This window comes from Bradyrhizobium sp. 149 (assembly GCF_023073915.1).
GTDB lineage: Bacteria > Pseudomonadota > Alphaproteobacteria > Rhizobiales > Xanthobacteraceae > Bradyrhizobium.
Map to the genome: position 1 here is coordinate 901989 of NZ_JADPKK010000023.1, position 26212 is coordinate 928200.

Consider the following 26212-nt stretch of genomic DNA (forward strand, 5'->3'; position numbering starts at 1 on the left):
CAAACAGCACCGTTGCCGAGCCGGGCATCACAACAACGAACCGGCCGCAACAAGTGCGAAACAGGGGCGAAAGACTGATGTATATTATCGTTGATGATCGCGAGAGCGTCACGAACAGCTATGTCGGAGGGCTCGTTCGCGAAGGTGTATCGTCGATCGGCTTCTCCTCCGGAGAATTCTGGGATTGGCTGCAATCTGCGAGTGAATCGGATCTGGCCGCGGTGGACGCCTTTCTCCTCGGGGATTGCGACACGCGCGGAAGCCTGCCGAGGGCGATGCGCAAGCGTTCCTCGGCTCCCATCATCGCCATGAGCGGTCAGAGGATGCTCAAGAACACGCTGGAGCTGTTCGAATCGGGTGTCGATGACGTCGTCCACGTGCCGATTCATCTCCGTGAGATCCTTGCCCGAACGGCCGCGATTGCGCGCCGCCGGGTCGGGGAACTGCCGAGGCCTTGCGAGACCAGGATTCAGGTCTTCTTCAACGGACGTGACCCCGAGATCGCGGGCCACGCCCTCACCCTGCCCCGCCGCGAACTGCGCATTCTCGAATATATGGTCAGCAACCACGGCAAGTGGGTCACCAAGACGCAGATCTTCAACGCGGTCTACGGCATCTTCGAGGCGACCTTCGACGAGAGCGTGATCGAGAGCCACGTCAGCAAGCTGCGCAAGAAGCTACGCGACCGCCTCGGATTCGATGCGATCGTGGCCCGGCGCTACGTCGGATACCGCCTCGACATCCCGGCCGGCGAGACCATCGACGTACCGATGCAGGAGTTCGATGAGGTCGGCATCCTGCTGAACAGGGCGCATGCCGCCCAGGCGGCGTATCCGGCCGGAAACTGATCGGCAGGGCGTTACCACGAAGCCGACGACGGCCTCTGCGAACAACCTCCGCAGAGGCCGTTGTACTTTCAGCAGCCTAAACGGCGACCATAGGCGCGGCAGTACCGACGCTGCGGCACGCGTCCAAACAAGATTCTAGAGCTTCGCTTCTGATTCAATCAGAGCCGATATGCTCTAGGGCTTCTGCTGGAATTCTTCCTTCGACACGTAATTGAAGTCCTCGACCAGGACGTCCTGGACGACTTCGGCCTGCATTCGCTCGTTGACACGCTGCTTGATGGCCGCCGTGAGGATGGAGAGGTCGTAACGGGCGAGTTTTCTGAAATCGAGGCGGTCGTCGGCATAGATCCTGCGGAAGGCTTCATCGACGACGAACGGCTCGGGCGGAACGTTGAGCTGGTGCATGGTCCGCGCCTCCACGGTGTAGACGAAGCGCGCGACGATGTAGCCCTGCACGCTGCCACCCTCGACCATAGGCACGCTGAGCGCCCGCGTCTTCTGGTACTGCAGCCCGTCGAGATATTCGTCCTTCGCCGGCAGCAGGCTGCCGTTTTCCTTCCAATAGGCCACGGCATAGCTCGTGCCCGCGGTGAGGATGCATACCCAGAGCCCGGCCAGCACCAGTCTGATCATTTTCCGTCCTGTGCTGCGCGACCGGTATAGGTGCCGTCCGACTCGGCGTCCTTGATGGCCTTGACGATGATGGTCGCGACCTCGCGCACCGCATCGTAATGCATTTCGAGGATGGAACGGTTTCGCTCGAGCTTCTCGCGCAGCCGCTGGATCTCCTCGGTGATCTCGACCTCGCCGCCGAGATGCATTCGTGCCCGCATCAGGCGGACGAATTCCAGCATGCTCCGGCTCTTCCGAGCGCTGAACTCGTCGAAGTCGATCTTCTTGCCCGTCGCGAGCGCGGCCGTCTCCTCCTCGACGATGCTTTCGAGCCGGCGGATCGCAGCCAGCAGGCCGCGCACCTCGTCCGATCTCGCCGCGTCCGCACCATCGCTCGCCAGCTCGCCGCCGACATTCGGCAGCAGCACCGGCAACAGCGCAGCGCCTGGTGCGGCTGCCGTCGTCATCGCCTCGGTGTCCACGATCGGCTGTTCCATCACCAGGGCCGCCGCGCCTTCTTGTGCCTGCATAGGAAATTCACCCTTCAACTTCTGTCACCCAGTCCCGGATCGTCATCCGGCCTTGCCCGTAGCGTCCGGCCCGGCCGGATGCGCGGCGGCGAGCTGCTTGGCAATGCCAATGCCCTTGCCCTTCGCCAGCTGAGCACCAAGTTGCTCCGCCAGCATCGACTTCCAGACGCCGCCGGCCGTACCCTTGCCAAAGACCTCCTCCGATTCCTTCGGTAACATCGTCTCGACGAAGGTCTGGAGGATGAAGGCTTCGAACTTCCGGTACACCTCGCCAGATACCGGCGCCTTGATCACCTGCACCGGCGCTCCGTTCACCGCATCCGACTGCGCTTCCGAAACCACCGTAGCGGATTGATCGGCAGCCGCCGCCTTGGCCTTGCCGACCTCCGCATCCATCGTGGCGGCGAAATCCGTGTCCGATGATTTCAGCGCGTCGAGCTTCGCGGTGGCCGCGCGCTGCGTCACGGGATCGGCGGCGTCGAGGACGTCGAGGACGAGGTCGGGTGTCGCTGTTACGATCATGTCTTGTTCCGGTTGGCTGGCCGTGGCGTCCACTCGCGCACGGTGAGGCTTGTTCCCGTCATTTCCTCGAGCGATCGCTTCTCGGCGTCGCGAAGCTTGTCCGCGAGCGCCGCCTTCGCGACCTGCTCGAACTGCTTCACACGGCGGCTCTCCGCGCGAACCTGATCGAGCTGCTGCGAGGCCTGCGCCTGAACCGCGCGCTCGCCGACGCTGGTTCTGGTCAGGCGCCGCGCGATCGATTCGCTCGATGATCCCGCCGGCGGCTTCCCCTCGTTGAGAGTTCCGACCAGCCATTCCTGCTCGTCCTGCAAGCTGCGCTCCTGCTGCCGCAGATGCGCGAGCTGCCACTCGGACAGCCGGAGCTGAAGCTTTACGAGCGAGACCATCCGGCCGAGCTTGTCCGCGCGCGACGTCATGACCGATCACTCCGCCAGCCACGAAGAGACGCCGAGCATGAATTGCGTCAAGAGCTCGTCGCTGGTGAGGTAGAGCAGCAGGAAGCCACCGAACAGCACGAAGGGCACCGAGATGAAATAGACCGGAATTGCGGGCGTCAGCTTGTTGATCAGGCCGACCGCCAGGTTGACGACCACCGAATAGACGATGAAAGGGCTGGTGATCCGCAGCGTCAGCACGAATGCCTCCGACAGCCGGCCGACAAGTTGGTCGAGCGCCATGCTGCCGCCGAGCCTGTCGCCGGGATGCCAGACGTCGTAGGAGTTCATCAGCCCGCGCAGGACTTGCCAGTGCTGGTCGGTCATGAAGAACAGCGTGGTGACGGCCGCCATGATCAGCGGCACCAGGGCCGGCGCCGGATCCGTGTCGCCGACCGGCGTCCCCGGGATGTTGCTCAGCCCGATGGCACTTGCCATCACCGTGGCCATGGTCTGCAGTGCGAGGAAAAACACGCGACCACCGAGCCCGATGACGCTGCCGACCACGAGCTCGGAGCAAATCAGGAGCGCGAGCGTCAGCGGCGCCGCGTTGTCCGTGAGAGGCTTCAGGACGGCGACGAGGATCGGCGTCAGCGCAAACGTCGTGACGAGCGCGACGAACAAGCGGACCTGGGCCGGAACATTGACGCTGGAATAGCCGGGCACCAGCATCAGGCAGGCACCGATGCGGCAGAACACGATGAACGTCACCAGCACGCTGTCGGCGAGGCCGCTGATCACGATATGGCTCCGAGGGCTCTGATCTCGGTGCTGCGCGCGACTTCGACATGCGACAGGATCGGCAGTATCGGAAATACCCGTTCCAGAATCATCCGGACGTAGGGACGGGCTTCGGGGGTCACCGCCAGCACCACGCTGGTGCCGTTCTCGGTGAACTTGCGGATCGCGGCGCTGGCTTCCGTCGCAAACTGCTCGATCAGGCGCGGATCGGCGTCGAATTCGACGACGTCTCCCTTGGCGTCGCGCTTCAGGCTCTGGTGGAACGCCAGGTCCCAACGGTTGCCGAGACGCACTACGTTGAGCACGCCGTTGTCGGAGAGATCGCCGCAGATCTGCTGGGCGAGGCGCGTACGCACATGCTCTGCCACCTGCTCGGAGCGCCGCACATGGGGCGCGATCTCGGCGATGGCCTCCAGGATCAAATGGAGGTTGCGGATCGACACGCGCTCGGCCAGCAGGATCTTCAGGATGGTCAGTAATCCTGAGTACGATATCTGCGACGGGCAGAGATCCTCGACTAGGCGCTTGTATTCGGGATCGAGCCGATCGAGCAGGCCGCGCATGTCCTTGTAGGACAGCAGCTGCGAGAGGTTGGCCCTGATCACTTCGCTCAGATGCGTGAGCAGCACCGAAAGATTGTCGACCGGCTTGCAGCCCTGACGCTTGACCTCGTCGGTGAACGCCTCGGTCACCCACAGCGCCTTCATGCCGAAGGCCGGCTCGATCACCTCTTCGCCGGGCACGTCGGGCTTGCCGTCCTTGTCGACGAGCACCAGCACCTCGCCGAGCCTGAGCTCGCCCTGGGCGACGCGGGTGTCGTGGATCCGGATCTGGTATCCCTTGGGATCGATCGACAGATTGTCGGTGAGCTTGATCTCGGGAATCACGAAGCCGTACTGCTTGGCGAACTTCTTGCGGATCTTGGCCACGCGGTGCGCCAGCTCGGTGCGCGAGCCCAGCAGATGGACCGAAAGGTGGCCGCCGAGCGCCAGCTCGATCTCCGCGGTCTTGAGCGATTCCTTGACGGATTCCTTGGCATCGACCTGGGCGCGTTCGTCGGCCTTGAGCGCATCATCCTTCTGCTTCAAGGCTGCCTGCCGCCTCGGCAGCGAGTATCCGACGAAGGCCATGACGCCGCCAAGCAGCAGGAAGGGCGCCGTCGGCAGCCCCGGCATCAAGGCGAGCACGAACATCATCAGCGCCGCAGCCGACACCGCGCGTGGATAGCCGCCGAGCTGCCGCAACACCGCCTGCTCGGCCGACCCCCTGGTACCGCCCTTCGAGACGAGCAGGCCCGCCGACAGCGACACGATCAGCGCCGGCATCTGCGTGACCAGACCGTCGCCTACGGAGAGCTTGGTGTAGACGTCGGCGGCGCGTGCCAGCGTCAACCCGTGATGCGTCACGCCAATGATGATACCGCCGAAAATGTTGATCGCGGTGATGATCAGGCCGGCGACGGCGTCGCCGCGGACGAACTTCGAGGCACCGTCCATGGCGCCGAAGAACGCGCTCTCCTCTTCCAGCTCGCGCCGCCGGCGCTGGGCTTCCTTGTCGTCGATCAGGCCTGCGGACAAATCCGCGTCGATCGCCATCTGCTTGCCGGGGATGGCATCCAGGGTGAAGCGGGCGCCGACTTCGGCGATACGCGTTGCGCCCTTGGTGATCACGACGAAGTTCACGGTGACCAGAATCGCGAAGATGATCAGGCCGATGACGAAGTCACCGCCCATGACGAACTTCGAGAAGCCGGCAACGACATGGCCCGCGGCAGTCTCCCCCTCCCCGCCGCGCGACAGGATAAGACGAGTCGTCGCGACGTTCAGCGCAAGCCGCAGGATCGTCGCGATCAGGAGCACGGTCGGGAAGGCCGAGAAATCGAGCGGCCGCTGGATCCACAGCGCGACCATCAGAATCAGCGCCGACAGCGCGATCGAGAATGCGAGGCCGAGATCGATCAGGATCGGCGGTATGGGCAGGAACAGGATCGTGAGCATGGCCACGATGCCGCCTGCGAAAAAGGCGTCGGCGCCCAATCGTCGCGGGGTTGGCAGGCTAGCAGCTAACGTATCGGCCATGGGTCACCGGCAGAGGATCCGGCCCGTAATCTGCCGTGCAAAGCTTACGCGGGGGTGGTGGCAGGAGGTCGCCGGGCACGGCCGGGGCCGCCCGGATCAGAAGCCGCGCTCGATGTGCGAATAGACCATTTCGGTGAAGGTGGAGAGATGGGCCCCGATGAAGGAGCCGGAGACGGCAACGACCACGAGAATGACGATGATCTTCGGAACGAAGGTCAACGTCACCTCCTGGATCTGGGTCAGAGCCTGGATCAGCGCGATGATGGTGCCGACCAGCATCGCGGCGCCGACGGCAGGCCCGGAGGCGACGATGATGGTCCAGATCGCCGCCTGGACGATGTCGAGAGCATCCCGTTCGTTCATGACTGGCTGATCGTGAGACCGGGGCCGATCGCGACTTTCGTGCCGTTCTCGAGCGTCGCGACGGAGCCGTCGCTGTTGATGGAAATCGAAGCAACCTTGCCGCTGAAGCTCGCTCCGGTCGAGTCCGTGAAGCTGACGGTCTTTCCGATCAGCCCGTCGGCCTGCGACAGCGCCTGCGAAGACAGCAGAGCGTCGAGCTTCGTATTGGTCTGCATCGCCTGCTCGACCGACGAGAGCTGCGCAAATTGGCTCATATATTGCGAGGTATCCATCGGATTGGTCGGATCCTGATTCTTCATCTCCGCGATGAGGAGCTGAAGAAACGTGTTGTAGTCGACGCCGGTGCTCGACGTCGATGTCATTGAGCTGGTCGAACTGGAAGACTTGCTGGTGCTATCGGTCGCGCTGGTGACGTTCATGTGCTTCTCCGCTGTCAGGCAGCCTCGAATGGGGAATCGATCGTGGCCCCGGCCAGAATGGCCTGCTCCACCGGAAACAGCGCCCGGATCCGCTTGAGCGCCTCGAAGTAACGGGTCGCGCCGACCAGGTCGTCGACCGCCCCAAGTCCGACCAGCATCTCGTGGCTCTCGCACACCGCGATCAGGGCCGCGTGATGCTGCCCGTAGAGAGCCGAAGCATCCCGAACGTCGGTCGGGTTCATCAGCATGAGCTGGACGATGAAGTAGAGCTGCCGCAGCGCCGTGGTGGCGTCAGACGCCTGCATGATCTGCCCTTCGAGCAGGAACATCACGTCGTTGACGAGCTCGACGGAGACCTTGCGGTCCACGCGCAGCACCGCGCCGTTGATGTAGACCCGTTCGCCCGCACGCAAGGATATCTTCATCAAAGAGCGTCTCGGATCAGGCGGTTGATTTCGATGAGCTGCACCACGTCGTTCGACCTTTCTTCGCGAAGGCGATCGGCTTCCTTGACGACCCACAGCCCGATCGAGATGATGTCGGCACGCAGCTTGTCCGGAAGTCCGTTTTCCGGATGCGCAAGATCCTCGATGAAGATCGTCCACAGCCGCCGCACATAGAGCAGGCTCTCGACCAAATCCTCGAAGGTGAAGCGGCCCTTCTGGAGCCGCTCGAGCCTGTCGATGCCGAGGCTAAGCGCCTGCCGCTCGCGGCCCCGCGCCTCATAGCCGCTCTCGTCGGCGAACGCTTCATAGGCTTCAAACGTCATCAGGACAACTCTGCGCAGGAGACCGGAGAACAAGACAAAGGTTACGAGCCTTACGAAGTAGTCTAAACTCAGAGATAGTTGATGAGGCTGATCTTCTGGAGCTGCGAGGTGAGCGCAAGAGCCGTCTGGATCTGCGTCTGCAAGGTGTTGACCCTGACCGACGCTTCCGCCGGATCGACCTGCTCGATACCGACGATCTGATTGTTCAGAATGTCCTGCTGTTTCTTGAGCTTGTCGGTTGCGGAGGTGATCCGCTGCTGGACCGTGCCGACATTGCCGCCGAGGGTAGCGAGGTCAGTGATGGCGTTTCCGACAAGGCCGATGGCCTTGTCCACGACGACCTGGAACGTCGCTTGGTCCATGTTCGCGTTCCCGAGATCCGCCATCATCGTGTAGGCCTCGGCGAGCTTGCGGAAGCCGGCCTGGTTGGCGCTGACGGACGTGTCGGCGATTTCCGTCGTGGAGATACGGCTTTGCATGACCTGGTCGGTGGCCGATGACCAATTGGTGTTCCAGGCCGGGCTCGCGAACTCGGCATCGAAGGTGGTGTCGAGGAACGTCTGCATCTGGGCCGGGGTGATGCTGCTCACGCTGGCGGAGGATTGCGAGAAGCCGAAGGTCGCAAGAAAGTCGGAGTCGACCTGGTTCTTGCTAGCCGAGCCCGCGCTGTAGGCGGTGACCGGCGCGTTCTGCGTGTTGATGCCCGAGAAAAGAAACGAGCCGTTATAGGAGACGTTCAGTGCGCCAATCAGATCCTGGAGGTTGGAGGACGCAGGCGGCAGGATGATCCGCCCGCCGCCGTCGGTGCTGCGAGCCGCGATCAGATCCTTGAGGAAGTCCGTTGCGGTCGAACCAAGCTGGGTGATCCGGCTCTGCGTTATGTCTAGGCGTCCTGAGACCAGCCCATTGGTATCGACGAGCTGATCGGCGAAGCTCAAATCCGCCCGCAGGGTGACGTCGCTTCCCGTCGTGGCACCAAGCTCGAGACCAACATCGACGAAGCGGCCGGTGGTGGCTTCCTTCGAGGCCTTGGCCAGCGCGGCCTGATTGTTCGTGATCGAGGACCTCAACGACGAAGACAGCATCAACGTCGAGATGTAGTTTGCGCTCATCATGGCTTAATTCCCCACGGCGGCCAGCAGGCTCTGCAACATTTCGTCGACGGTCGAGATGATCTTCGACGAGGCCGAATAGGTGCGCTCGACCTGAAGCATCAACGACATCTCGTCGTCCATGTTGACGCCGCTGACGTTCGACAGCGCTGCGGTGCTGCGGTCGAGCAGCGTTTTCTGATAGGTGACGTTGGAGTCCGCGGTCTTGCGCTGGTTTTCGATCCAGCTCGTCGACGACGACGCGAAGTCGATCAAGCTGCCGTTCGGCTTGCCTTGCGTGGTTGCATCGAACGGCTGCGACGCATCCATGCCGCCGATGAGCTGCTGGAGCCGGGCCGAATAGCCGCCGTTGCCGGCGGTATTGTACTGGTATGCGACGTTGCCGCTGATCGCGCCGTCGCGCAGCAGATCGGGATTGCCGCCCCGCGCCGGATCGACCGACGCCGCGACACTGATCAGGCCGGCAAGGCCCACCGAGACGGTGGCGCTCGCCGGCATGGCCGGCGCGCCAGGATAGGTGAAGAGACCGGGAACGTCGGGCAGCGTCGGAACAGCCGACTGGTCACTTTCCTTGAAGGCGTTGACCAGACCGCGCGCGATTTCGTCGAGTTGGCTCTGATACGTAACCGTGTCATTGTCGCGCAGCTGCGCCAGGCCAGCAAGCTTGCCGGACTTGAGCGGCATCGCCGAATTGGCGCCGGTCACCGGAACGCCGTCGATATAGACGGCATTGCCGGTGGTGCCGGCCGTATAGGCGTTCGTCGGCGCAAAGCTCACCGTTCGCGCCGTCTTGTCGAACAGCACGACGCCGCTGTCGGTATAGAGCGCAGCATCGCCATTGGGACGGATCGACATCGAAACCCCAACCTCCTGCGACATCTGCGAGACGATGCTGTCGCGCTGGTCGAGGTAGTCCGTGATGTCGTCGCCGGAGATGGTACCCTTCACGATCGCGGTGTTCACGGCCTGGAACTGGGAGAGCAACCGATTGATGTTTTGAACCGACGTTTTCATGTCGGCATCCGCGCCCTCGCGGACCGACTGCACGGTCCGGGTCGCCTGGTTGAGCGCGGTCGCCATGTCCTTGGCGGACGTCACCGCCGCCTGCGCCAGCGTGGTGTTGTCCGGGGCGTTGGCATATTGCTGGAGTGCCTGCTTCAGCGCATTGAGCTGCGCCGTCGGCGACTGGTCGAGCTCCGGATCGTCCACCGTGGCAGATGCGATCTTCTGGAGACCGTCATAGATCGCGCTCTGCTTGGCCGAGGACGAGGTTGCGGTCAGCACATTGGTGTAGAGGCCCGAACTGGCGGCGCGCTGGATCGCCGCCACGTAGACGCCGGTCCCGGGGAGGTTGTCCAGCACGGCAATCTTGCGTGAATAGCCGGTGGCGCTGGCCCCGGCGATATTGCGCGAGATCGTCGATGACTGGATACCCGACGCCATCAGCGAAGAGCGGGCGGATTCGAGAGCGGAGGTAAGGTTCATGATCTGCTCTTGCCGGGGACGAGCGCTGAGAGACTCAGCGCTTCAGGTTGACGACAACGTCCAGCAAGTCGGCGCCGGTCTGGAACGATTTCGAGTTCGCGGTGAAGCCGCGCTGCGCCTCGATCATCGAGGTCAACTCGTCGGCGAGATCGACGTTCGAGTCTTCCAGCGCACCCGACTGGATGGTGCCCAACCCGCCCTGGCCGGCGATGCCAACCTGCACGTTTCCGGAATCGAGATTCGGCGAGTAGACGTTGCCGACTTCGGGCGTCAGATGGTCGGGGCTCGGAACGGTCGCGAGCGCGATCTGAAAGCTCGGAAGCTCGGTGCCGTTCTTGAGAACCGCGGTGACCACGCCCTTGTCGTCGATGTTGACCTTCTCGACTGCGGACGGAGCGTTGCCGTCGACCGTCGCCTTGAAGTCGAAGGCGGAGGCGACCTGGGTCATCGCCGAGAGATCGATGTTGAAGGCAGCAGAACCGCCGGGGATCGCCACCGAAAGCGACGTCGGGCTCGCTGCGGCCAGTGCACCCTTGCCGACCGCGGTGACGTCGAAGGTGAACGTGGTCGTGGGGCCGGGCGTCGTCAGCGCCGTTGCGCCGTTGTAGACCTGGATATCCCAGGTATTCGCGCCCGTCTTTGCAGCATAGACGTCGAGCGTCACGGCATTGCCGATGTTGTCGTAAGTCACCATTGACGTCTTCGATGTGTAGTTGGCCGGCGGACCGGCCGGCGCTGCGATCGCCGTTGCGCTCGGATCCAGATTGGCGGCCACGGTGGCCTTGGTCGAGGGTGACGCCTGCAGTGCCATCTGATTGACGTTGATGACCTGCAGGTTGCCAAAACCGTTGGCGGAAGTGTTGGGCACCGCCCCGTTCGCAACGTTGTAGCCCATCAGCTGGAAGCCCGCCGAATTGACGAGATTGCCCGTGCTGTCGGGCACGAAGGCACCGGCGCGCGTCAGGAAGTTGTTGCCGTTCGCATCCTGCACGACGAAGAAGCCGTTGCCCTGGACCGCGAGGTCCGTCGTCGAGGTCGTGAACTGGTAATTGCCGGCATCGGAGATGGCGTAGCGGACCGTGGTCTCGACCGCGCCGGAATCGTAATTGCCCGAGCCGCTCTTCAGGATCAGCGAGGAGAACTCGGTCGAAGCCCGCTTGTAGCCGGTGGTGTTGACGTTCGCGATGTTGTCCGAAACCGTCGACAGCTTGTTGGACTGCGCGTTCATTCCGGAAACGCCGGTGCGCATAACACCATACAGGCTCATGAATTTGGCTCCTTTGGTAGGTTGCTGTTACAATGGGGGTTGTTGCTTGCGCGGGGCTGATGAAGGGGAACGATGCACAACTTGATGTCGTCCCTTCAGGTCGTTTTGGGCTGACAGAACGAGCGCGCCTTGTCGGTCCACGCGCCGAAGCCGCTGGAGACGAGATGCGCGACGATGTGACAGACGTAGCGCTTCTGCGCCGGCTGGTTGTTGGGGCCTGCATTGTAGCGGGCGACCGCCATGGTCCAGCTGCCCTCGCGTTGCTTGAGCTCCTTCAGGAAGCGCGCAGCATAGTCGACGTTGCTGGCGGGATCGAACATCGCCCGCACCGAGGTGAATTTGTCGCCATGATAGTAATGGTTGATCTGCATGCAGCCGAGGTCGATCAGCTTGATCCCCTTGCCGCGCATGGCTTCGAAGTTCGTGATCGCGTCGTTCATGTCCTTGGCGAACACGGTCTGTCCTCCGGCGCCGAGCGCGTAAGGATAAAGCGCGCCGCGCCGCCCGGTCTCGGTCAGGCCGACCGCGTAAAGAATGCCGAGCGGAATTCCGTGCTGCTGCGACGCACGTGCCATCTCGCGCTCGCACGGGCGCGAATTGTCGGTCGCCGCGGCCGCGGCGCCGGCGTTAGAGATAAACAGGGCCGCGACGAATCTGCGGCGCCACGTCCTGATCATGACGCGTCTCCTGGTTGGACTGGCGCTCCTGTCGAGCCTGCTTGGCGCCGCCGTCCGATTGTCCCGACGAATTGCTCGTACCGTCGAACGTGCCTTGCGACTGCGACGATGGCTGTTGCTGGCCCGAGAGCTGCGGCTGCGACTGGCCGGAGCCGCTCTGGAATCCGTCCAGCGAGCCGTGCTGGACGGGCGCAACGTCGGCGACGTAGCCCGCGGACTGCATGAGGTCGCGGATCGAATCGCGCTGCTGGTCCAGCATCTGGCTCGTGTCCTTGCGCTCGGCGGCAAGGTGGACGGACACCTCGTTGCCGACGAGACGAAGGCGCACGGTGACGTTACCGAGCGCGGGCGGTTCGAGATTGATGGTCAGGATCTTGAGCGGTTGATCCGGTGCGTTGGTCTGGGACGCTGCAAGATCGGGAGCTGCGGACGCCGTCGGTGCCGGAGGTTCCTTCAGCTCGGCGACGACGGCATTGGCGACCTGTTGCGGAGCGTTGAACTGCGCCGGGGGCAGATGGGTCTCTTGCTGGATCACGGTGACCTTGGTCGTCTCGGGCAATGCGTCCCGCGCCGAGGCTTTGGCAGCACGCTCGACATTGGCCGCAACGGCCTCGAAGCCGGGTGCCGTTGTCTTCGGCGATGGCTCGCTGTCTTGCGTCGATGTCGCCTGGGCGGCCGTCCCGTGCGAAGCCGCGGCCTCCGCGGGCGTAGCGGTTGAAGCCGCGGCAGATGGGGAGTCGGCTGTCGTCGCCTTCGCCATGCCCATGGCCTGAACTTCGCGCTTCGTCGTGGAAGAGCGCCCGTCGCGCCCAGACGCATCGTTCTTGTCGCCGGCCGGTCCTTGCATCTGCGGCTGCACGACCGGTCCGGCGGCGATCTCCTGTCCGACCATCACGGCAATGCTCGATCGGCTCTCGACGTCGGCCTTCTCGGCATGGTCGACCGGACCTTGTTTCTCGGACGATTTGCCGGTCTTCTTATCCGAAGATTTTTCGGTGGACTTCTCGCTGGATCTGGGCTCCTCGGCCGCAGCAGTGCCTTCGCGCACCGTCTCGTCCTTCGCATTGTCCCTCTCGCTCTGGTGCGCCAGGCGCGTCCGCAGCGTTCCGGCTTTCATGACCGTGTCGCCGCCCTCGTCGTTGAGCGCCCGCTTCGCGAGGTTCGAGACGGTGTGCAGCAGATCGTTAAACGACGAGTCCGCCTGCGCTTTGCCCCCGGCGCTCTTGCCGGCGCGCGATGTGCCCCGCATGTTGAGGCTTTCGGCGAGACCCGAAAAGACCTGTCCGGAGGTTCCACTGAGCTTCGTCATGGACGGCGATCCCTGGTGAGGAGTTCGAGTTCGCCGAGCTGCTTCTGCGCCCGAGCAAGCGTGGCGGTCGACGACGCGAGATCGAGACGCGCCGGCGTGACCGGAGGCTTGTCGGCTGCGGCGGCGGATGCGCCGGCGAACGGCTTGCGAACGTCGCGTGCGAGCTGCACCGTTGCATTGAGAAAGGGAATGTCGCGCTCGGGCAGCTTCGACCGGTCGAGCGCCTTCAACTCGGCGATACCGCCGTCATATTCGTCGGTAAGCGCCCGCGACACGCCACGGAACAAATGCGCCCGTTCGCGATCCGCCGAGGCATCGGTGCTGAGCGTCAGCGCACGCTCACCGGCAAGCCGGGTCACGGCCAGCCCTCCGCGCACCATGGCGGTGCGCGCGATCACGAGATAGAGCTTGAGGCGGCTCGCGCGATCGATCTGCTCCAGCAGGGTGGTAATCCGCGCAAACCGGCGCTCGTCGAGCGCCAGACTCGATTGCGTCAGGCCCGTGGAAAAGCGCTGCCAGAAGTCCCCGGCATAGACCGAGTTGCGGTAGTGGCGGATATAGGCCAGCGTCAGGAACTCGAACTTGTCGAACTCCTCCGCCTGCCCGACCAGCAGGATCTCGCGCCGCAGCGCGGCCTCCTCGACCAATGTGCCCGGCAAGAGCAGGCGCGCGTCGTCCAGACGCTCGATTGCGAGCGATGCCTCGGCGCGTGCGAACAGCGCGCCCTGGACCAGCGCGACTTGCCCGCCCAGGCCCGACGGAATCGTCCGCGGCTTCACGTCCTTGAGCAGCCCGCGCGCTTCGTCCTGACGACCCTCGACATAGGCGAGTGCGCCGTCGAACAGCCGTCCGTCGACGTTCAGCTTGTCACGCGGCAGCTTGCGGATGATTTGCGGCGCGCCGCCGCTGAGCAGGTAGATGACGGCCGCCTGCCCGTTCTGCGGGTTGCTCCACACGCCCGGATCGGTGGCGAGAAATTTTTCGCCGATCTGCCGGATCAACGCGCTGTGGCTGCCGTGCGCCGCGGTATCGCCGTTGGCGATGCCGTCCTGCACGGCCTGCAATGCGCGAACGAGCTCATATGGCTCGCCCGATGCCGATGCCGCCGGGGCCGGCATAGGTGCCGGCTCCGCAAATGCGCCTGCCGCCGTGAACGGCAGCAGCATCAGCAGCGTGGCGCGGAGAAGAGGCCTGATCAAGGACGCTTCTCCCGGACCATGATCTCGATCCGGCGATTCTGCGCGGCCGCCGGATCGTTTTGAAGTTTCGGCCGCCGATCGGCATAGCCCTCGACATGCTCGATGCGCTGCGCATCGACGCCGGAACGGACCAGCATGTAATAGGCCATCTGCGCACGGGCCGTCGACAGCCGCCAATTATCGTAGGTCTCCGAACGGTACGGCCGATTGTCGGTGTGGCCGCGGACGATGATCATGCCGGAGCGCTTCGTCAGCAGTGGGCCGATCTTGTCGATCACGCGGATGAGTTCGGGCCGTGGCTCAGCCGAGCCGACCGCGAACATGCCGAAGTTGGCGTCGTCGGTCAGGCTGATCAGCAGGCCTTCCTCGACCTGACGCACCTCAGCCACCGGTCCCGCGCCGGGCTTGACGTCCGACAGCGCATCCGCGATCGCCGACTGAAGCTGTTTGACCGTCGGTTGCTGCGTCTGCGCCGCGTCGCGCGGCTCGGAGTCCTTCGTCGTATCGTTGGGGCGCGGCTGCGTGGCCGCAGTGGCTTGAAGACCGGCCTGGGCGCCCGGCTGCGCGCTCCCTTCGCGTGAAGACTGCGACGGCGGGGGCCCCGGCGGCAGCAGGGGCGACGGGCTTGCGGACGACGCATCGGCATTCGGAGCCACGCTTCCGCCGGCATCGTCCTGCTTGGCCCGACGTGCCTGCGGCTCACCCTGGCCTGTGCCGGACGCCATGTCGCGCGCGGACGCATTCGGCTTGGGCTCGCCCTCGATGATGCGATCGGCATCCTTGGAAGCCTGCGGCGCAAGCTTCCAATAGCCGGGATCGAAGGGATCGCGGTAGGCGTCGCCTCCCTTGAGACCATCCTCTTCAGCGGAGGTCAGAGCGCCGGCGCGCCGCTGGCCCGAGGCCTGGTTCGCGCTGCTTGCGATCTCGGCGAGCGTCGTATAGGGATCGCGGAACAGGACCTTCTCCTCGTAGAAGGGGGGCTTCTCGGCGGTCGGAGAGTCACCGCGACGCTCCTCGTTCGGTCCTCCCGGCTGACGCCTGCCGTCCTGACCATCGAACGACGACGGCTCTTTCTTGGAGAGATCCTTGAGCCCCTTCGGAGCGGGTGCGTTCTCCGCCAGCTTGATCGGATTGAAATAGCTCGCGACCACCTGCTTCTGATCCTGATTGAGCGCATTGATCAGCCACATGACCAGGAAGAACGCCATCATCGCGGTCATGAAGTCCGCATAGGCGATCTTCCAGACCCCGCCGTGCGGCTTCTCGTCGTCGAAGGCGCTCCGCCGGCGGATGATGACGAGCTCTGACTTGACCTCATTCATGATGGACTACCGGCGCGCCTCTTTCAGGCGTTCGCTCCAGGCCGTGATCTGCGTCTCGATCACGGTTTGGTCGGCTACGACGCGGACCTCGAAAGTATCGGCGGCCTCGTACTCGATACCCGTTCGCCGGGCCGTCTCGAGCTGCGTCCTCACCAGGTCGAGGAGTTCGCTCGGGCCCGTGACCTTGAACACCGGCACCGGCGAATTCCCGGTCAGCGCCGCAATCTGCTCGACCAGCGATCCGATCGCCTTGTCTCGGACCGCATCGGCGAGGAACGGCAGCAATATCCGCGCAACGGAGCTCGCGATGTTGGTCTCGATCTCGCGGCAAGCCGTCTCGAAGCCGCTGACGATCGCGACCGCCTGCTGGTCGGACCACTTGGCTCGCTCTTCGCCGAGCCGGATCGCGCTGCGCACCCGTTCCTCCGCAATCCTGGAGTCGCCCTCCGCTACGCCGGCCGCATGGCCGCGCCGAAAGGCATCGTCCAGGAGATCGGCCGCCGGGGCTTCCGCCTTCGGCGCCGGAGGCGGCGACTGAAGCTGCGGCTGCGAATGGGTCTGGGGCTGCGACTGCGGCTCGCGCCGGACCTCCTTCGGCCTTGTCAGCACATCCTGAATCTTGGGCGGCGGTGGAGGCGGAGGCGATTTGACCCGGCCGTTCGCGTCGAACTGCGTCAGGAGCTTTCCGATTGCCGCGTTCATGCCGCCTCCTCGCGTCGCATCCAGTCTTTAAGGATCGCTGCCGCCTGCATCTGATCGAGGCGGACGATCTGCTCCAGTCGCTTCTGCGGCGTTCGCTGCATCTTGCCTTCGAGGTCTTCGACCAGATTGAGCTCGGCCTCCTCGCTATCGGCCAATGCAAGGGCTCCGGCGGCCGCCGCCTCGAGCTGGGCAGCTTCCGCCGCCTCGGTCTGCTCCTGCGCCGCGCGATGGGTCAAAATGCCGTTGACCGCGGGCCGAAGCCCGAACCACACCAGCATCGAAGCTACGGCCAGGATCGTGACCGCGTTGATGACGCTGCCGAGCTGCTTGTTGATCATCTCGACGAAGCTGATCGGCGGCACCGGCGCCAGTTCACGCGAACCTTCGATGAAATCGACGGCCGTCACCTGGATCTGGTCGCCGCGCGCCTTGTCCAGCCCGCCGGCCGTGGCTGCGAGCTGGCTGATCTCGGCGAGCTTGCTGTCGACGATGGCCTGATTGCTCTTGTCGCCGAGATCGGCCACGAGTCGCGTGCGGTTGACCAGCACGGCGATGAACAGCTTCTTCACCGCATAGCCGTCGCTCACCGTCGTCGTGGTCTTGGACGAGACCTCGAAATTGGTGACGTCCTCGCGGCGGGTCTTGTCCTCGCTGGAATTCTTGGTGGCGCCGGCGTTCACCTGCTGGTCGGGAAGGTTCTGCTGCACCGTGGTCGGCTGCGAACGGTCCGCGTTCTGTGACTTCTCGTTCTCGCGGACGTTCCGCACCGAACGTTCCGCGCGGCTCTCCGGATCGTAGACGGTCTCGTTGGTCTGCCGTTTGTCGGTGGAGAGCTGCGATGCAACGCTCACTTCGAAATTGTCCAGGCCCAGATACGGCGTCAGCGCCTTGCGGATATTCTCCTGCACCATCCCGCCGACCGTTTTTTGAAGACTTGCCATCTTGGTTGGAGCAGCAGTCGCCTCGTCCTCTTCGGCAAGCAGCATCGAACCGTCGGCGTCCAGCACCGTGACCTTGTCGCGGCTCATGCCCGGAATGGCGGCCGCGACGAGATGACGGATAGACTGCGCGGTGCGCGCCTCGATCGCGCCGTCGGTACGTAGCACGACGGACGCCGAAGGCGGCTGCTGCGTCGCGCGGAACGACCCCCGAACCGGCAGCACGATATGCACCCGTGCCGCCTTCACACCCTTCATCAACTGCACCGTGCGCGCGATCTCGCCTTCCAGCGCCCGGAGCTTCGTGACCTCCTGCATGAACGAGGTCAGACCAAGCGAACCGATTTTGTCGAACAGCTCGTAGCCGGAATTGGCGCTGGTCGGCAGCCCCTTCTCGGCGAGCAGCATCCGCGCTTGCATGGTCTGGCTCGGACGCACCGAGACCGCGTCGCCGGCTGTATTGATGTCGAAGGTGATGTTCTGCTCTCGCAGCGCGGCGCCCATGCGCGTCACGTCCTCGCGGGAAAGGCCTGTGTAGAGTGTTTCGAATTCAGGCCGGCTCAGATAATAGGCGCCGCCGACGACGGTGACGAGAACGGCAAAGCCGATCAGGCCCAAGGCCATCAAACGCCGCGGCCCAAGCTCCAGTATGTTGTTGAGCAGTTGCTGTAGCTGCGCGCGACTGAGCATATGACCTCGTACCAATGCGACCGTAGAGGACACTCCGCCGCCAACCTTGTCTGAAGGTTTCGCGAGGATGCGCGTGTGTCAGTTCGCGGGCGAGGCGTTGCAATTTTACAAGAATCTCGGGTGACGCGTTCGGTTCAGCGACAACAGGGCGCATGGCCGCGCGATCGGCTGCAGCGTGCCGCATCAAGTCCGGCGTCGGAAGGTCGAATACAGGCACGTCATGTGCCGCCAGATCCGGTGTTCACGGCGGGACCGTGCTCCCCAAAGGGAGCACGGTCGTTTCAAAAGCCGGAGCTTACTTGAACAGCGACAGGATGCTCTGGCTGTTCTGGTTGGCGATCGAGAGCGCCTGGACGCCGAGCTGCTGCTGGGTCTGGAGGGCCTGCAGACGGGTCGATTCCGCGTTCATGTCGGCGTCGACGAGCTGACCGACACCGCGGTCCACGGAGTCGATCAGGGTCTTCACGAAGTCAGTGTTGGTCGAGATGCGGTTCTTGACCGCGCCGAGATCGGCGGCGGCCGAGGCCACCGAGTTGATCGCAGCGGTGACCTGCGTGATGTAGCCATCGAGCGTGGTCTGGTCAGCCGTCGAGTCGGTCAGCGCAGAGATATTGATCGTGTCGACCGAAGCAGTGCCGCTCACCGTGTCCAGGATGCCGCTCTGGGTGCTGGTGTAGAGCGAATAGTTGGCGATCGTCAGAGTGATCGAACCGATGGTGGGCGTGCCGCCGACGCGTGAGAACGACGACACCAAGTTAAAGGTCGCCGGCGTGGTGGCGGTCGCGCTCAGCCAGTTCACGCCGTTGAAGGTCGCCGCGTTGGCCGTGCCCTTCATCTGCTGCTGGATCTGGGTGATGTCGGCCTGGATCTTGGTGCGGTCGATACCGGCAGTCTTGGCTTCGACCAGCAGCGCCTGCAGCTTGGTCAGGCCGCCGGTTGTGTCGCCGACAACCGCGGTCAGGGCGGTATATTCGGTGTCGACGGTCGCAGCCGATAGACCGAGCGAGTCGGAGACGGCGGAGAGCGCGGCGTTGTCGGCGCGCATCGAGGTTGCGATCGACCAGTAGGCAGCGTTGTCCGAAGCGGTCGAAACACGCTGGCCGGTGGAGATCCGGTTCTGCGTGGTCGCGAGCTGCGAGCTGACATTGCGAAGAGTCTGCAGCGCGGTCATTGCAGAAGAATTGGTGAGCAGGCTGGAGCTCATTTTTTGACGTCCCTTTGAAAACGGATTGGATTTTGGGGACATACCGGGCTCGCACCGGTACGGCAGAACGGCATCATGCCTTTGGGCTCGCAAAAAGCAGGCCCAACCTGTCGTAACGGTGACGATAGCGCGCAAAGTTTGTGCGAGGCTTGCGGCTCCGTGCTTGACCGCAACAGGATGAGGCAGATCGAGGTGAAAAGTCATGACGCCAGCTTGAAGTAACGGCGCGATCAGCGCACGTCAAAATGAAAAGGGCCGCCCTTCGCGAGAAGCGCGGCCCTCTCAGATAGTTCCTGGGCTTAGCGGAACAGCGACAGGATGCTCTGGCTGTTCTGGTTGGCGATCGAGAGCGCCTGAACGCCGAGCTGCTGCTGGGTCTGGAGTGCCTGGAGACGGGTCGATTCCGCGTTCATGTCGGCGTCGACGAGCTGACCGACACCACGGTCCACCGAGTCCATCAGGGTCTTCACGAAGTCCGTGTTGGTCGAGATGCGGTTCTTGACCGCGCCGAGATCGGCGGCGGCCGAGGCCACCGAGTTGATCGCAGACGTGACCTGCGCGATGTAGCCATCGAGCGTGGTCATGTCGGCCGTCGAGTCGGTCAGAGCGCCGATATTGATCGTGTCGACCGACGCAGTGCCGCTCACCGTGTCCAGGATACCGCTCTGGGTGCTGGTATAGAGTGAGTAGTTGGCAATCGTCAGCTGGATGGACCCGATCGTCGGCGTGCCGCCGACGCGCGAGAACGACGACACCAGGTTGAAGGTCGCCGGCGTGGTGGCGGTCGCGCTCAGCCAGTTCACGCCGTTGAAGGTCGCCGCGTTGGCCGTGCCCTTCATCTGCTGCTGGATCTGGGTGATGTCGGCCTGGATCTTGGTGCGGTCGATACCGGCGGTCTTGGCTTCGACCAGCAGCGCCTGCAGCTTGGTCAGGCCGCCGGTTGTGTCGCCGACAACCGCGGTCAGAGCGGTATATTCGGTGTCGACGGTCGCAGCCGACAGACCGAGCGAGTCGGAGACGGCGGAGAGCGCGGCGTTGTCGGCGCGCATCGACGTTGCGATCGACCAGTAGGCCGCGTTGTCCGAAGCAGTCGAGACGCGCATACCGGTGGAGATCCGGTTCTGCGTGGTCGCGAGCTGCGAGCTGACGTTGCGGAGAGTCTGCAGCGCGGTCATTGCAGACGAGTTGGTGAGAAGGCTAGAACCCATTTTGATGTCCCTTTGAAGTAGATTGAATTTGGGGACATACCGGACTTGCACCGGTACGACAGGGCGGCGTCATGCCTTTGGGCGGCGAAAAGCAGGCCCAACCTGTCGTAACGGTGACGATAGCGCGCAAAGCTTGTGCGGGGCTTGTGGCTCTGTGGCCCGACCGCAACAGGACGGCGAATTGCGGCGTGCGCGCGGCGTCACGCCAAACGAAAGGGCCGCGCTTCGCGAGAAGCGCGGCCCTCCCCAGATAGTTTGAGGCTTAGCGGAACAGCGACAGGATGCTCTGGCTGCTGTTGTTGGCGATCGAGAGCGCCTGCACGCCGAGCTGCTGCTGGACCTGGAGCGCCGCCAGGCGGGTGGACTCCTGGTTCATGTCGGCGTCGACGAGCTGGCCGATACCGCGATCCACCGAGTCCATCAGCGACTTCACGAAGTCCGTGTTGGTCGAGATGCGGTTCTTGACGGCGCCGAGGTTGGCGGCAGCCGAGGCCACCGAGTTGATCGCGCCGGTGACCTGCGCGATGTAGCCATCGAGCGTGGTCTGGTCAGCCGCCGAGTCGGTCAGCGCGCCGATGTTGATCGTGTCGACCGACGCAGTGCCGCTCACCGTGTCCAGGATACCGCTCTGGGTGCTGGTGTAGAGCGAATAATTCGCGACTGTCAGGCTGATGGAGCCGGTGGTCGGCGTGCCGCCGACGCGGGAGTACGACGACACGAGATTGACGGTCGTCGGCGTGGTGGCGGTCGTGCTCAACCAGTTCACGCCGTTAAAGGTCGCGGCATTGGCCGTGCCCTTCATCTGCTGCTGGATCTGGGTGACGTCCGCCTGGATCTTGGTGCGGTCAATACCGGCGGTCTTGGCTTCGACCAGCAGCGACTGCAGCTTGGTCAGGCCGCCGGTGCTGTCACCAACAACCGAGGTCAGAGCGGTATATTCGGTGTCAACCGTCGCAGCCGACAGACCGAGCGAGTCGGAGACGGCGGAAAGGGCCGCGTTATCAGCGCGCATCGAGGTCGCGATCGACCAGTAGGCGGCGTTGTCGGACGCGGTGGACACGCGCTGGCCGGTGGAGATCCGGTTCTGCGTGGTGGAGAGCTGCGAGCTGACAGACCGCAGGGTCTGGAGCGCGGTCATGGCGGTCGAGTTCGTAAGCAGGCTTGACATTGCGAATGTCCCTTTATGTACGCGTTACATTTTCACGAGGGGACATACCGGGCTTTCACCGGTACGGAGGGGCGGCATCATGCCTTTGGACTGATGTGGGTGGAGTCCAACCCGCCGTGACGCATTGCTAGCACGCCGAATCTTGCGCGCAGATTAAGATCGGCTTGAATTACGGAGCAATATCAGATGGTTAACATTACCCTCCGCTAACCATAGACGGGCACTTCCCGCTAACCATAATAGCCGGCCGGCGATCGGCGGCGCTTACGAGAACGACCGCACCAGTCCGGAGGCGAGCAGGTTCCAGCCGTCGATCAGCACGAAGAACAGCATCTTGAACGGCAGCGCGAGGATCGTCGGCGGCATCATCATCATGCCCATCGACATGGTCAGCGTCGCCACGATCATGTCGATCACGAGGAACGGCAGGATGATGAGGAATCCGATCTCGAACGAACGCCTGAGCTCGGAAATCATGAACGCCGGAATGATGACGCGCATGTCGACACGCTTGTCGTCGAACTTCCTGCGGAAGCTCTCCGCGGCGAGCGATTCGAAGGTCTGCAGATCCTTGTCGCGAACATGGGCCAGCATGAATTCGCGGAACGGATCAGTGATCTTCAGATAGGCCTCTTCCTCCGAGATCTCGTTCTTCATTAGCGGCTGGATGCCGGTCTCCCAGGCGCGGTCGAAGGTCGGGGCCATCACGTAGAACGTCATGAACAGCGCGAGGCTGATCAGCACCAGATTGGCCGGCGTGGTCTGGAGGCCGAGACCGGCGCGCAGGAACGACAGCGCCACCGCAAATCGCGTGAAGCTCGTCACCATGATGAGCAGCCCCGGCGCCACCGACAGCACCGTGATCACCGCCATCAGCTGGATGATCCGGCCGCTGGTCGAGCCGTTGCCCGGCGGCAGCAGCGAATTGAGGTCCGGAATCTGGGCCAGTGCCACCTCGGGCAGCACGACCAGGATCAACGCAAGCAGCAGGACTCTCAGTTTCACTGAATCACCAACGTCTCAATAATCAATTCGCGGATCTTGCCCGAGGAGCGGACATTGGCACGCTCGGTCAGGTCGTCGCGCAGATGCTGAAGCCCGCGCGATCCCTCGAACTGCGCAACTGTCGCCGACCGCAGATAGGTGACGATGTCCTCGCTGATATGGGCCGCCAGGATGCCGGCATCCTCGTCGCTCATGCTCTCGGTCACCAAGGAGGCTTCGATGCGGGCCCAGTTGTTGGCCGGCGCGCCGAGATTGGTCACGATCGGGGACAGCTTCCTGAGCCGCGCGCTGCCGGCGTAGCTCGAGGCAAGAGGCGGCGGAGTGGCGGTTTTCTTCGCATCAGCGACGCGCTCGGCGGCCGCAAACAGATGCAGCCCGGCAAGCGCGCCCGCGCCGATCGCGATCAGGGTCAGCACCACGACGGCTGCAATCAGGCGCATGACGTCCCCTGCCCTCGCGAGGCGGCCCGACGGTCGCGAATCTCAGAATGGTGCCACGGCGTCATAGATCCGATGTCCCCATCCAGGCTGCTGCACGTCAGACAGATTTCCGCGGCCACCATAGGCCACGCGCGCCTCGGCGATCTTCTCATATGAGATCGTATTGGTTCGCGAGATATCGCGTGGGCGCACGATGCCGCCGACGTTGAGCACGCGCATTTCCGTGTTGACCTTGAATTCCTGCGAGCCGCTGATCATCATATTGCCGTTCGGCAACACGTCGGTGACGATGGCTGCGATCGACAGCTTGATGTCCTCGGTGCGGTCGATCTGGCCGTTGCCTTTGATCTGGGTGTTGGTGTTGAGATTGGCGCTCGTCGAGCCCTTGTCCTGCCATCCCGCGACGTCCATCAGCCAGTCGAGCCCGAACTTGATCTGCGAATCGCGCGAGCGGCCGGTCTTGTTGTCGAGCTTGGCCTTGTCCTGCATCGAGATGATCACCGTCACGACGTCGCCGGTGCGACGGGCGCGGGGATCGCGGTAGAGATCGGTGCCGTCGTCCCAAGTCGAGCGATAGCTGACGGGCGAGCGCATGCGGGGCGTCACGGGAATCGGATCGGCCTGCGTCCTCAGGCCGCTGCCGACCGGCGACAATCGCGGCCCGGTCAGGACCTCGGCCGGGTCAGTGACGCATCCCGCAAGCGATAATAGCGACAGGATGAGGATCAGATGCTTCATCTATTTGGTCTTTCCGTCATCCACGCGACGCATCCCGCCGAGCAGATCGGCGAGGTGCGCCGCGCGCCCCGTCTCCATCTCGTTGAAGATCGCGCTCGAGCTCCTCGGGCTGAGCTTTGCGAGCACGGCCGCGGCCGTCTCGTCCGCCATCCCGGCGATCTGGGTTGCGGCGGCGTCCGGCTTCATGCGCGAGTAGATCTCGACGACGCTCGCTTCGGCCTTCTTCAGGAAGTCGTCACGCAACGCCATCCACTTCTCATATTCGGCGCGCTTGGCCTCGACCTCGGCGATCCGCTCGCGAAGCTGGCTCTCGGCCTTCTCCAGCTCCTTGAGCTGCCAAGCCAGCCTTGCATCGACGGCGGGGTCGGCGACATTGCTGCAGAACAGGGCGACTTCGTTGTCCGCGGTTGCAGCGGCCTGGGGCGGCACCGGCTTCGGCGGCGCCGTGACGCTGCCGGGCTTGGCCGGTCGCACCGGCGCGGCTGCTGGTGCCGGCGCGGGCTTCTCGGAAGCTGGCACGGCACCCGTGGTCGCGGGTCCGGAATCTTCAGCTGCCCACGCAGTCGCCCGGATTGACGCATTGTCGCTTGGGATCGACGAGATCGGCTTCTGCGGTCCCGGCGCGCGAGCGCGCGCGAAGGACAGCAGGTTGAGCGGCTTCGACGGCTTGGCCTCATCTAGCGCCAGCACGGGCGAGGCGCTCGCGAGCGCTGCGACCAGGAGGAGGATTTTGGCTTTATGATCCAGCTTCAACATCGGCCCGCGTGCGATTCTCGGTCGAGACCAGAGCATTGAGCGACCAAGCTTGCACGACGCTTACGCATCATTGCACGATGACATCCGCCTGGAGGGCGCCGGCCGTCTTGATCGCCTGGAGGATCGCGATGATGCCCGATGGTTTCAGGCCGATCTGGTTCAGCCCGCGCACCAGGCGCTGGAGATCGACGCCACTCAGGATCGCCACCTGCGATCCGGCCTCGTTGGCCTCGACCACGGTCTGGGGCACCACCACCGTCTGCCCTTTCGAGAACGGCGCCGGCTGCGACACCACGGGAAGCTCGGTGACGCGGACCGTCAGATTGCCGTGCGTCACGGCAACGCTCGATATCCGCACGTCGCGTCCGATCACCACCGTGCCGGTGCGCTCGTTGATCACCACCCGCGCCGGCGTATCCGGCTCGACGGTCAGCTCGCCGATTTCAGCAAGGAAGCGGACCGGGCCGATGTGGCGCGGCTTCGACAGCACGATCGTGCGATAGTCGCGCTCGAAGGCGATCTGCGCGCGGTAGCGTCCGCCGGCGTAACGATTGATGGCGTCGAGGATTCGTGTGGCGGTGACGAAGTCGGGGTTCTTGAGCTCCAGCACAAGGTACTCCATTTCATGGAGACTACCCTGCACCTCGCGCTCGACCAGCGCGCCGTTCGGGATGCGGCCCGCGGTCGGCGTGCCCTGGCTGACGCTCTGGGCCTGGCCTCCGACGCTGTAGCCGGCGACCGTGACCGCGCCTTGCGCCACTGCATAGACCGCACCATCCGCGGCGCGCAGCGACGTCATCACCAGAGTGCCGCCGAGCAGCGAGGTCGCATCGCCGAGCGACGACACGGTCACGTCCATGCGCTCGCCCGCACCGATCGAAGGCTGCAGGTCCGCGGTCACCATCACAGCCGCGACGTTGCGCGTGCGCAGCGTCGTCGGACGCGGGGGATTGTTGGTGCTCGTGGTCTCGTTCCTGACATTGATGCCCATGTTCTCGAGCATCGATTGCAGGGACTGCTCCGTGAAAGGCGCATTGCGCAGCGTGTCGCCAGTGCCGTTCAGGCCGATGACGAGGCCGTAGCCGACGATCTGGTTTTCGCGCAATCCCTTGATGTCCGCGATGTCCTTGATGCGGACGGCGGCCTGGGCGCTGGCGGCGGACAGGAGCAGGACGAGCGCAAGCAGGACTCTGGTCATGACCCGTCCACGACCTTGACGGTGCCGTCCGGCTGGACGATGCCCCTGATGATAACGCCCGTATCGGTGTTTCGTATAGGGATCAGCGCGCCCGGCGCGCCCGACTGCATCGCAGCGCCGTAGGTCACGATCGACAGGCCGCTGTCTTCGACCACGACCTTGACCATCGCGCCGCGGGCGACGGTCCAGGGATCCTCGACCGAATTGGTCGGGATCGGCTGACCGGGTAGCAGCGCGCGGCGCGCCATGCGGCCGACCAGGACCTGGCGTCCTTCGATGAACATGGCGACGCCGAGCACGTTGGACGCGAAGGCGCGCTCGGTGATCATGTCGTCCCGGATCAGCTCGCCGGCGCGGATCGAGATGGCCGGCACCGGAAGCCGCTTCTCCTCGGCCACCGCGACCGGCGCCGACACGAGAACCAGCAGCACGGCGGCCAGCCCGCGCACCATCAAACCTACCCTGTTCAACATCGAGA

General features: G+C 64.0%; 29 protein-coding genes. 1 reads left to right on the forward strand and 28 read right to left on the reverse strand.

Annotated elements, in window-relative coordinates; all coding sequences use genetic code 11:
• Window positions 1–77: 77 nt before the first annotated feature.
• Entirely contained in the window at window positions 78–848 is a 771-nt protein-coding gene (locus tag IVA88_RS32055; RefSeq protein WP_247501167.1) for a response regulator transcription factor, read from the forward strand.
• Window positions 849–1022: 174 nt separating this feature from the next.
• Here IVA88_RS32055 and IVA88_RS32060 read toward each other — a convergent pair whose 3' ends face one another.
• From IVA88_RS32060 to flgA, 28 genes are all read right to left on the reverse strand, one after another.
• Window positions 1023–1481 carry a hypothetical protein gene (locus tag IVA88_RS32060; RefSeq protein ID WP_247501168.1) on the reverse strand — a complete coding sequence of 153 codons (459 nt, stop codon included), beginning with the start codon at window positions 1479–1481 and terminating at the stop codon, window positions 1023–1025.
• On the reverse strand, window positions 1478–1990 hold the full coding sequence (locus tag IVA88_RS32065; RefSeq protein ID WP_247501169.1) for a flagellar biosynthesis protein FlgN: 513 nt from the start codon (window positions 1988–1990) through the stop codon (window positions 1478–1480). Before IVA88_RS32065 ends, IVA88_RS32060 begins: the two co-directional genes overlap by 4 nt.
• 42 nt (window positions 1991–2032) lie before the next feature.
• Window positions 2033–2512: a rod-binding protein gene (locus IVA88_RS32070; RefSeq protein ID WP_247501170.1), complete on the reverse strand. Its 480-nt coding sequence runs from the start codon at window positions 2510–2512 to the stop codon at window positions 2033–2035.
• Complete coding sequence (locus IVA88_RS32075) at window positions 2509–2928, reverse strand: hypothetical protein (RefSeq protein ID WP_247501171.1); 420 nt, start codon at window positions 2926–2928, stop codon at window positions 2509–2511. Before IVA88_RS32075 ends, IVA88_RS32070 begins: the two co-directional genes overlap by 4 nt.
• Window positions 2929–2934: 6 nt before the next feature.
• Window positions 2935–3687, reverse strand: a complete 753-nt coding sequence (fliR, locus tag IVA88_RS32080) for a flagellar biosynthesis protein FliR (RefSeq protein ID WP_247501172.1) — start codon at window positions 3685–3687, stop codon at window positions 2935–2937.
• Entirely contained in the window at window positions 3684–5765 is a 2082-nt protein-coding gene (gene flhA / locus IVA88_RS32085; RefSeq protein WP_247501173.1) for a flagellar biosynthesis protein FlhA, read from the reverse strand. Before flhA ends, fliR begins: the two co-directional genes overlap by 4 nt.
• Window positions 5766–5861: 96 nt before the next feature.
• Window positions 5862–6128 carry a flagellar biosynthesis protein FliQ gene (gene fliQ / locus IVA88_RS32090; RefSeq protein WP_018453982.1) on the reverse strand — a complete coding sequence of 89 codons (267 nt, stop codon included), beginning with the start codon at window positions 6126–6128 and terminating at the stop codon, window positions 5862–5864.
• Window positions 6125–6547: a flagellar hook assembly protein FlgD gene (gene flgD / locus IVA88_RS32095; RefSeq protein WP_247501174.1), complete on the reverse strand. Its 423-nt coding sequence runs from the start codon at window positions 6545–6547 to the stop codon at window positions 6125–6127. The genes fliQ and flgD overlap by 4 nt, the downstream gene beginning before the upstream one ends.
• Before the next feature lie 14 nt (window positions 6548–6561).
• Window positions 6562–6972 (reverse strand): flagellar biosynthesis repressor FlbT, encoded by a 411-nt coding sequence (gene flbT / locus IVA88_RS32100; RefSeq protein ID WP_247501175.1) that lies wholly within the window; start codon window positions 6970–6972, stop codon window positions 6562–6564.
• Window positions 6972–7316: a flagellar biosynthesis regulator FlaF gene (gene flaF / locus IVA88_RS32105; protein ID WP_247501176.1), complete on the reverse strand. Its 345-nt coding sequence runs from the start codon at window positions 7314–7316 to the stop codon at window positions 6972–6974. Before flaF ends, flbT begins: the two co-directional genes overlap by 1 nt.
• Window positions 7317–7384: 68 nt before the next feature.
• A complete protein-coding gene (locus IVA88_RS32110) occupies window positions 7385–8431 on the reverse strand; it encodes a flagellar hook-associated family protein (RefSeq protein WP_247501177.1) in 1047 nt (348 codons plus the stop codon).
• Between the two features lie 3 nt (window positions 8432–8434).
• Window positions 8435–9913 carry a flagellar hook-associated protein FlgK gene (flgK, locus tag IVA88_RS32115; protein WP_247501178.1) on the reverse strand — a complete coding sequence of 493 codons (1479 nt, stop codon included), beginning with the start codon at window positions 9911–9913 and terminating at the stop codon, window positions 8435–8437.
• A gap of 34 nt (window positions 9914–9947) precedes the next feature.
• On the reverse strand, window positions 9948–11180 hold the full coding sequence (locus IVA88_RS32120; RefSeq protein ID WP_247501179.1) for a flagellar hook protein FlgE: 1233 nt from the start codon (window positions 11178–11180) through the stop codon (window positions 9948–9950).
• Window positions 11181–11275: 95 nt separating this feature from the next.
• Window positions 11276–11857 carry a transglycosylase SLT domain-containing protein gene (locus IVA88_RS32125; protein WP_247501180.1) on the reverse strand — a complete coding sequence of 194 codons (582 nt, stop codon included), beginning with the start codon at window positions 11855–11857 and terminating at the stop codon, window positions 11276–11278.
• Complete coding sequence (locus IVA88_RS32130) at window positions 11808–13166, reverse strand: flagellar hook-length control protein FliK (protein ID WP_247501181.1); 1359 nt, start codon at window positions 13164–13166, stop codon at window positions 11808–11810. Before IVA88_RS32130 ends, IVA88_RS32125 begins: the two co-directional genes overlap by 50 nt.
• On the reverse strand, window positions 13163–14365 hold the full coding sequence (locus IVA88_RS32135; protein ID WP_247501182.1) for a chemotaxis protein: 1203 nt from the start codon (window positions 14363–14365) through the stop codon (window positions 13163–13165). Before IVA88_RS32135 ends, IVA88_RS32130 begins: the two co-directional genes overlap by 4 nt.
• Complete coding sequence (locus IVA88_RS32140; protein ID WP_247501183.1) at window positions 14362–15687, reverse strand: MotB family protein; 1326 nt, start codon at window positions 15685–15687, stop codon at window positions 14362–14364. Before IVA88_RS32140 ends, IVA88_RS32135 begins: the two co-directional genes overlap by 4 nt.
• A gap of 6 nt (window positions 15688–15693) precedes the next feature.
• Complete coding sequence (locus IVA88_RS32145; RefSeq protein WP_247501184.1) at window positions 15694–16389, reverse strand: hypothetical protein; 696 nt, start codon at window positions 16387–16389, stop codon at window positions 15694–15696.
• Window positions 16386–18017 carry a flagellar basal-body MS-ring/collar protein FliF gene (gene fliF / locus IVA88_RS32150; RefSeq protein WP_247501185.1) on the reverse strand — a complete coding sequence of 544 codons (1632 nt, stop codon included), beginning with the start codon at window positions 18015–18017 and terminating at the stop codon, window positions 16386–16388. The genes IVA88_RS32145 and fliF overlap by 4 nt, the downstream gene beginning before the upstream one ends.
• A gap of 295 nt (window positions 18018–18312) precedes the next feature.
• A complete protein-coding gene (locus tag IVA88_RS32155; RefSeq protein WP_247501186.1) occupies window positions 18313–19221 on the reverse strand; it encodes a flagellin in 909 nt (302 codons plus the stop codon).
• 299 nt (window positions 19222–19520) lie between these two features.
• Entirely contained in the window at window positions 19521–20429 is a 909-nt protein-coding gene (locus IVA88_RS32160) for a flagellin (RefSeq protein WP_247501187.1), read from the reverse strand.
• A gap of 262 nt (window positions 20430–20691) precedes the next feature.
• A complete protein-coding gene (locus IVA88_RS32165) occupies window positions 20692–21597 on the reverse strand; it encodes a flagellin (RefSeq protein ID WP_247501188.1) in 906 nt (301 codons plus the stop codon).
• Between the two features lie 264 nt (window positions 21598–21861).
• Complete coding sequence (gene fliP / locus IVA88_RS32170; protein ID WP_247501189.1) at window positions 21862–22602, reverse strand: flagellar type III secretion system pore protein FliP; 741 nt, start codon at window positions 22600–22602, stop codon at window positions 21862–21864.
• Window positions 22599–23042 (reverse strand): flagellar basal body-associated FliL family protein, encoded by a 444-nt coding sequence (locus tag IVA88_RS32175; protein ID WP_247501190.1) that lies wholly within the window; start codon window positions 23040–23042, stop codon window positions 22599–22601. The genes fliP and IVA88_RS32175 overlap by 4 nt, the downstream gene beginning before the upstream one ends.
• Window positions 23043–23084: 42 nt before the next feature.
• Window positions 23085–23780 (reverse strand): flagellar basal body L-ring protein FlgH, encoded by a 696-nt coding sequence (flgH, locus tag IVA88_RS32180; protein ID WP_247501191.1) that lies wholly within the window; start codon window positions 23778–23780, stop codon window positions 23085–23087.
• Window positions 23781–24536 (reverse strand): MotE family protein, encoded by a 756-nt coding sequence (locus IVA88_RS32185; protein ID WP_247501192.1) that lies wholly within the window; start codon window positions 24534–24536, stop codon window positions 23781–23783.
• Window positions 24537–24603: 67 nt separating this feature from the next.
• Window positions 24604–25734 (reverse strand): flagellar basal body P-ring protein FlgI, encoded by a 1131-nt coding sequence (gene flgI, locus IVA88_RS32190; RefSeq protein ID WP_247501193.1) that lies wholly within the window; start codon window positions 25732–25734, stop codon window positions 24604–24606.
• The gene (gene flgA / locus IVA88_RS32195) at window positions 25731–26207 is read right to left on the reverse strand and encodes a flagellar basal body P-ring formation chaperone FlgA (protein WP_247501194.1); all 477 of its coding nucleotides are present in this window, start codon (window positions 26205–26207) and stop codon (window positions 25731–25733) included. The genes flgI and flgA overlap by 4 nt, the downstream gene beginning before the upstream one ends.
• Window positions 26208–26212: the final 5 nt, after the last annotated feature.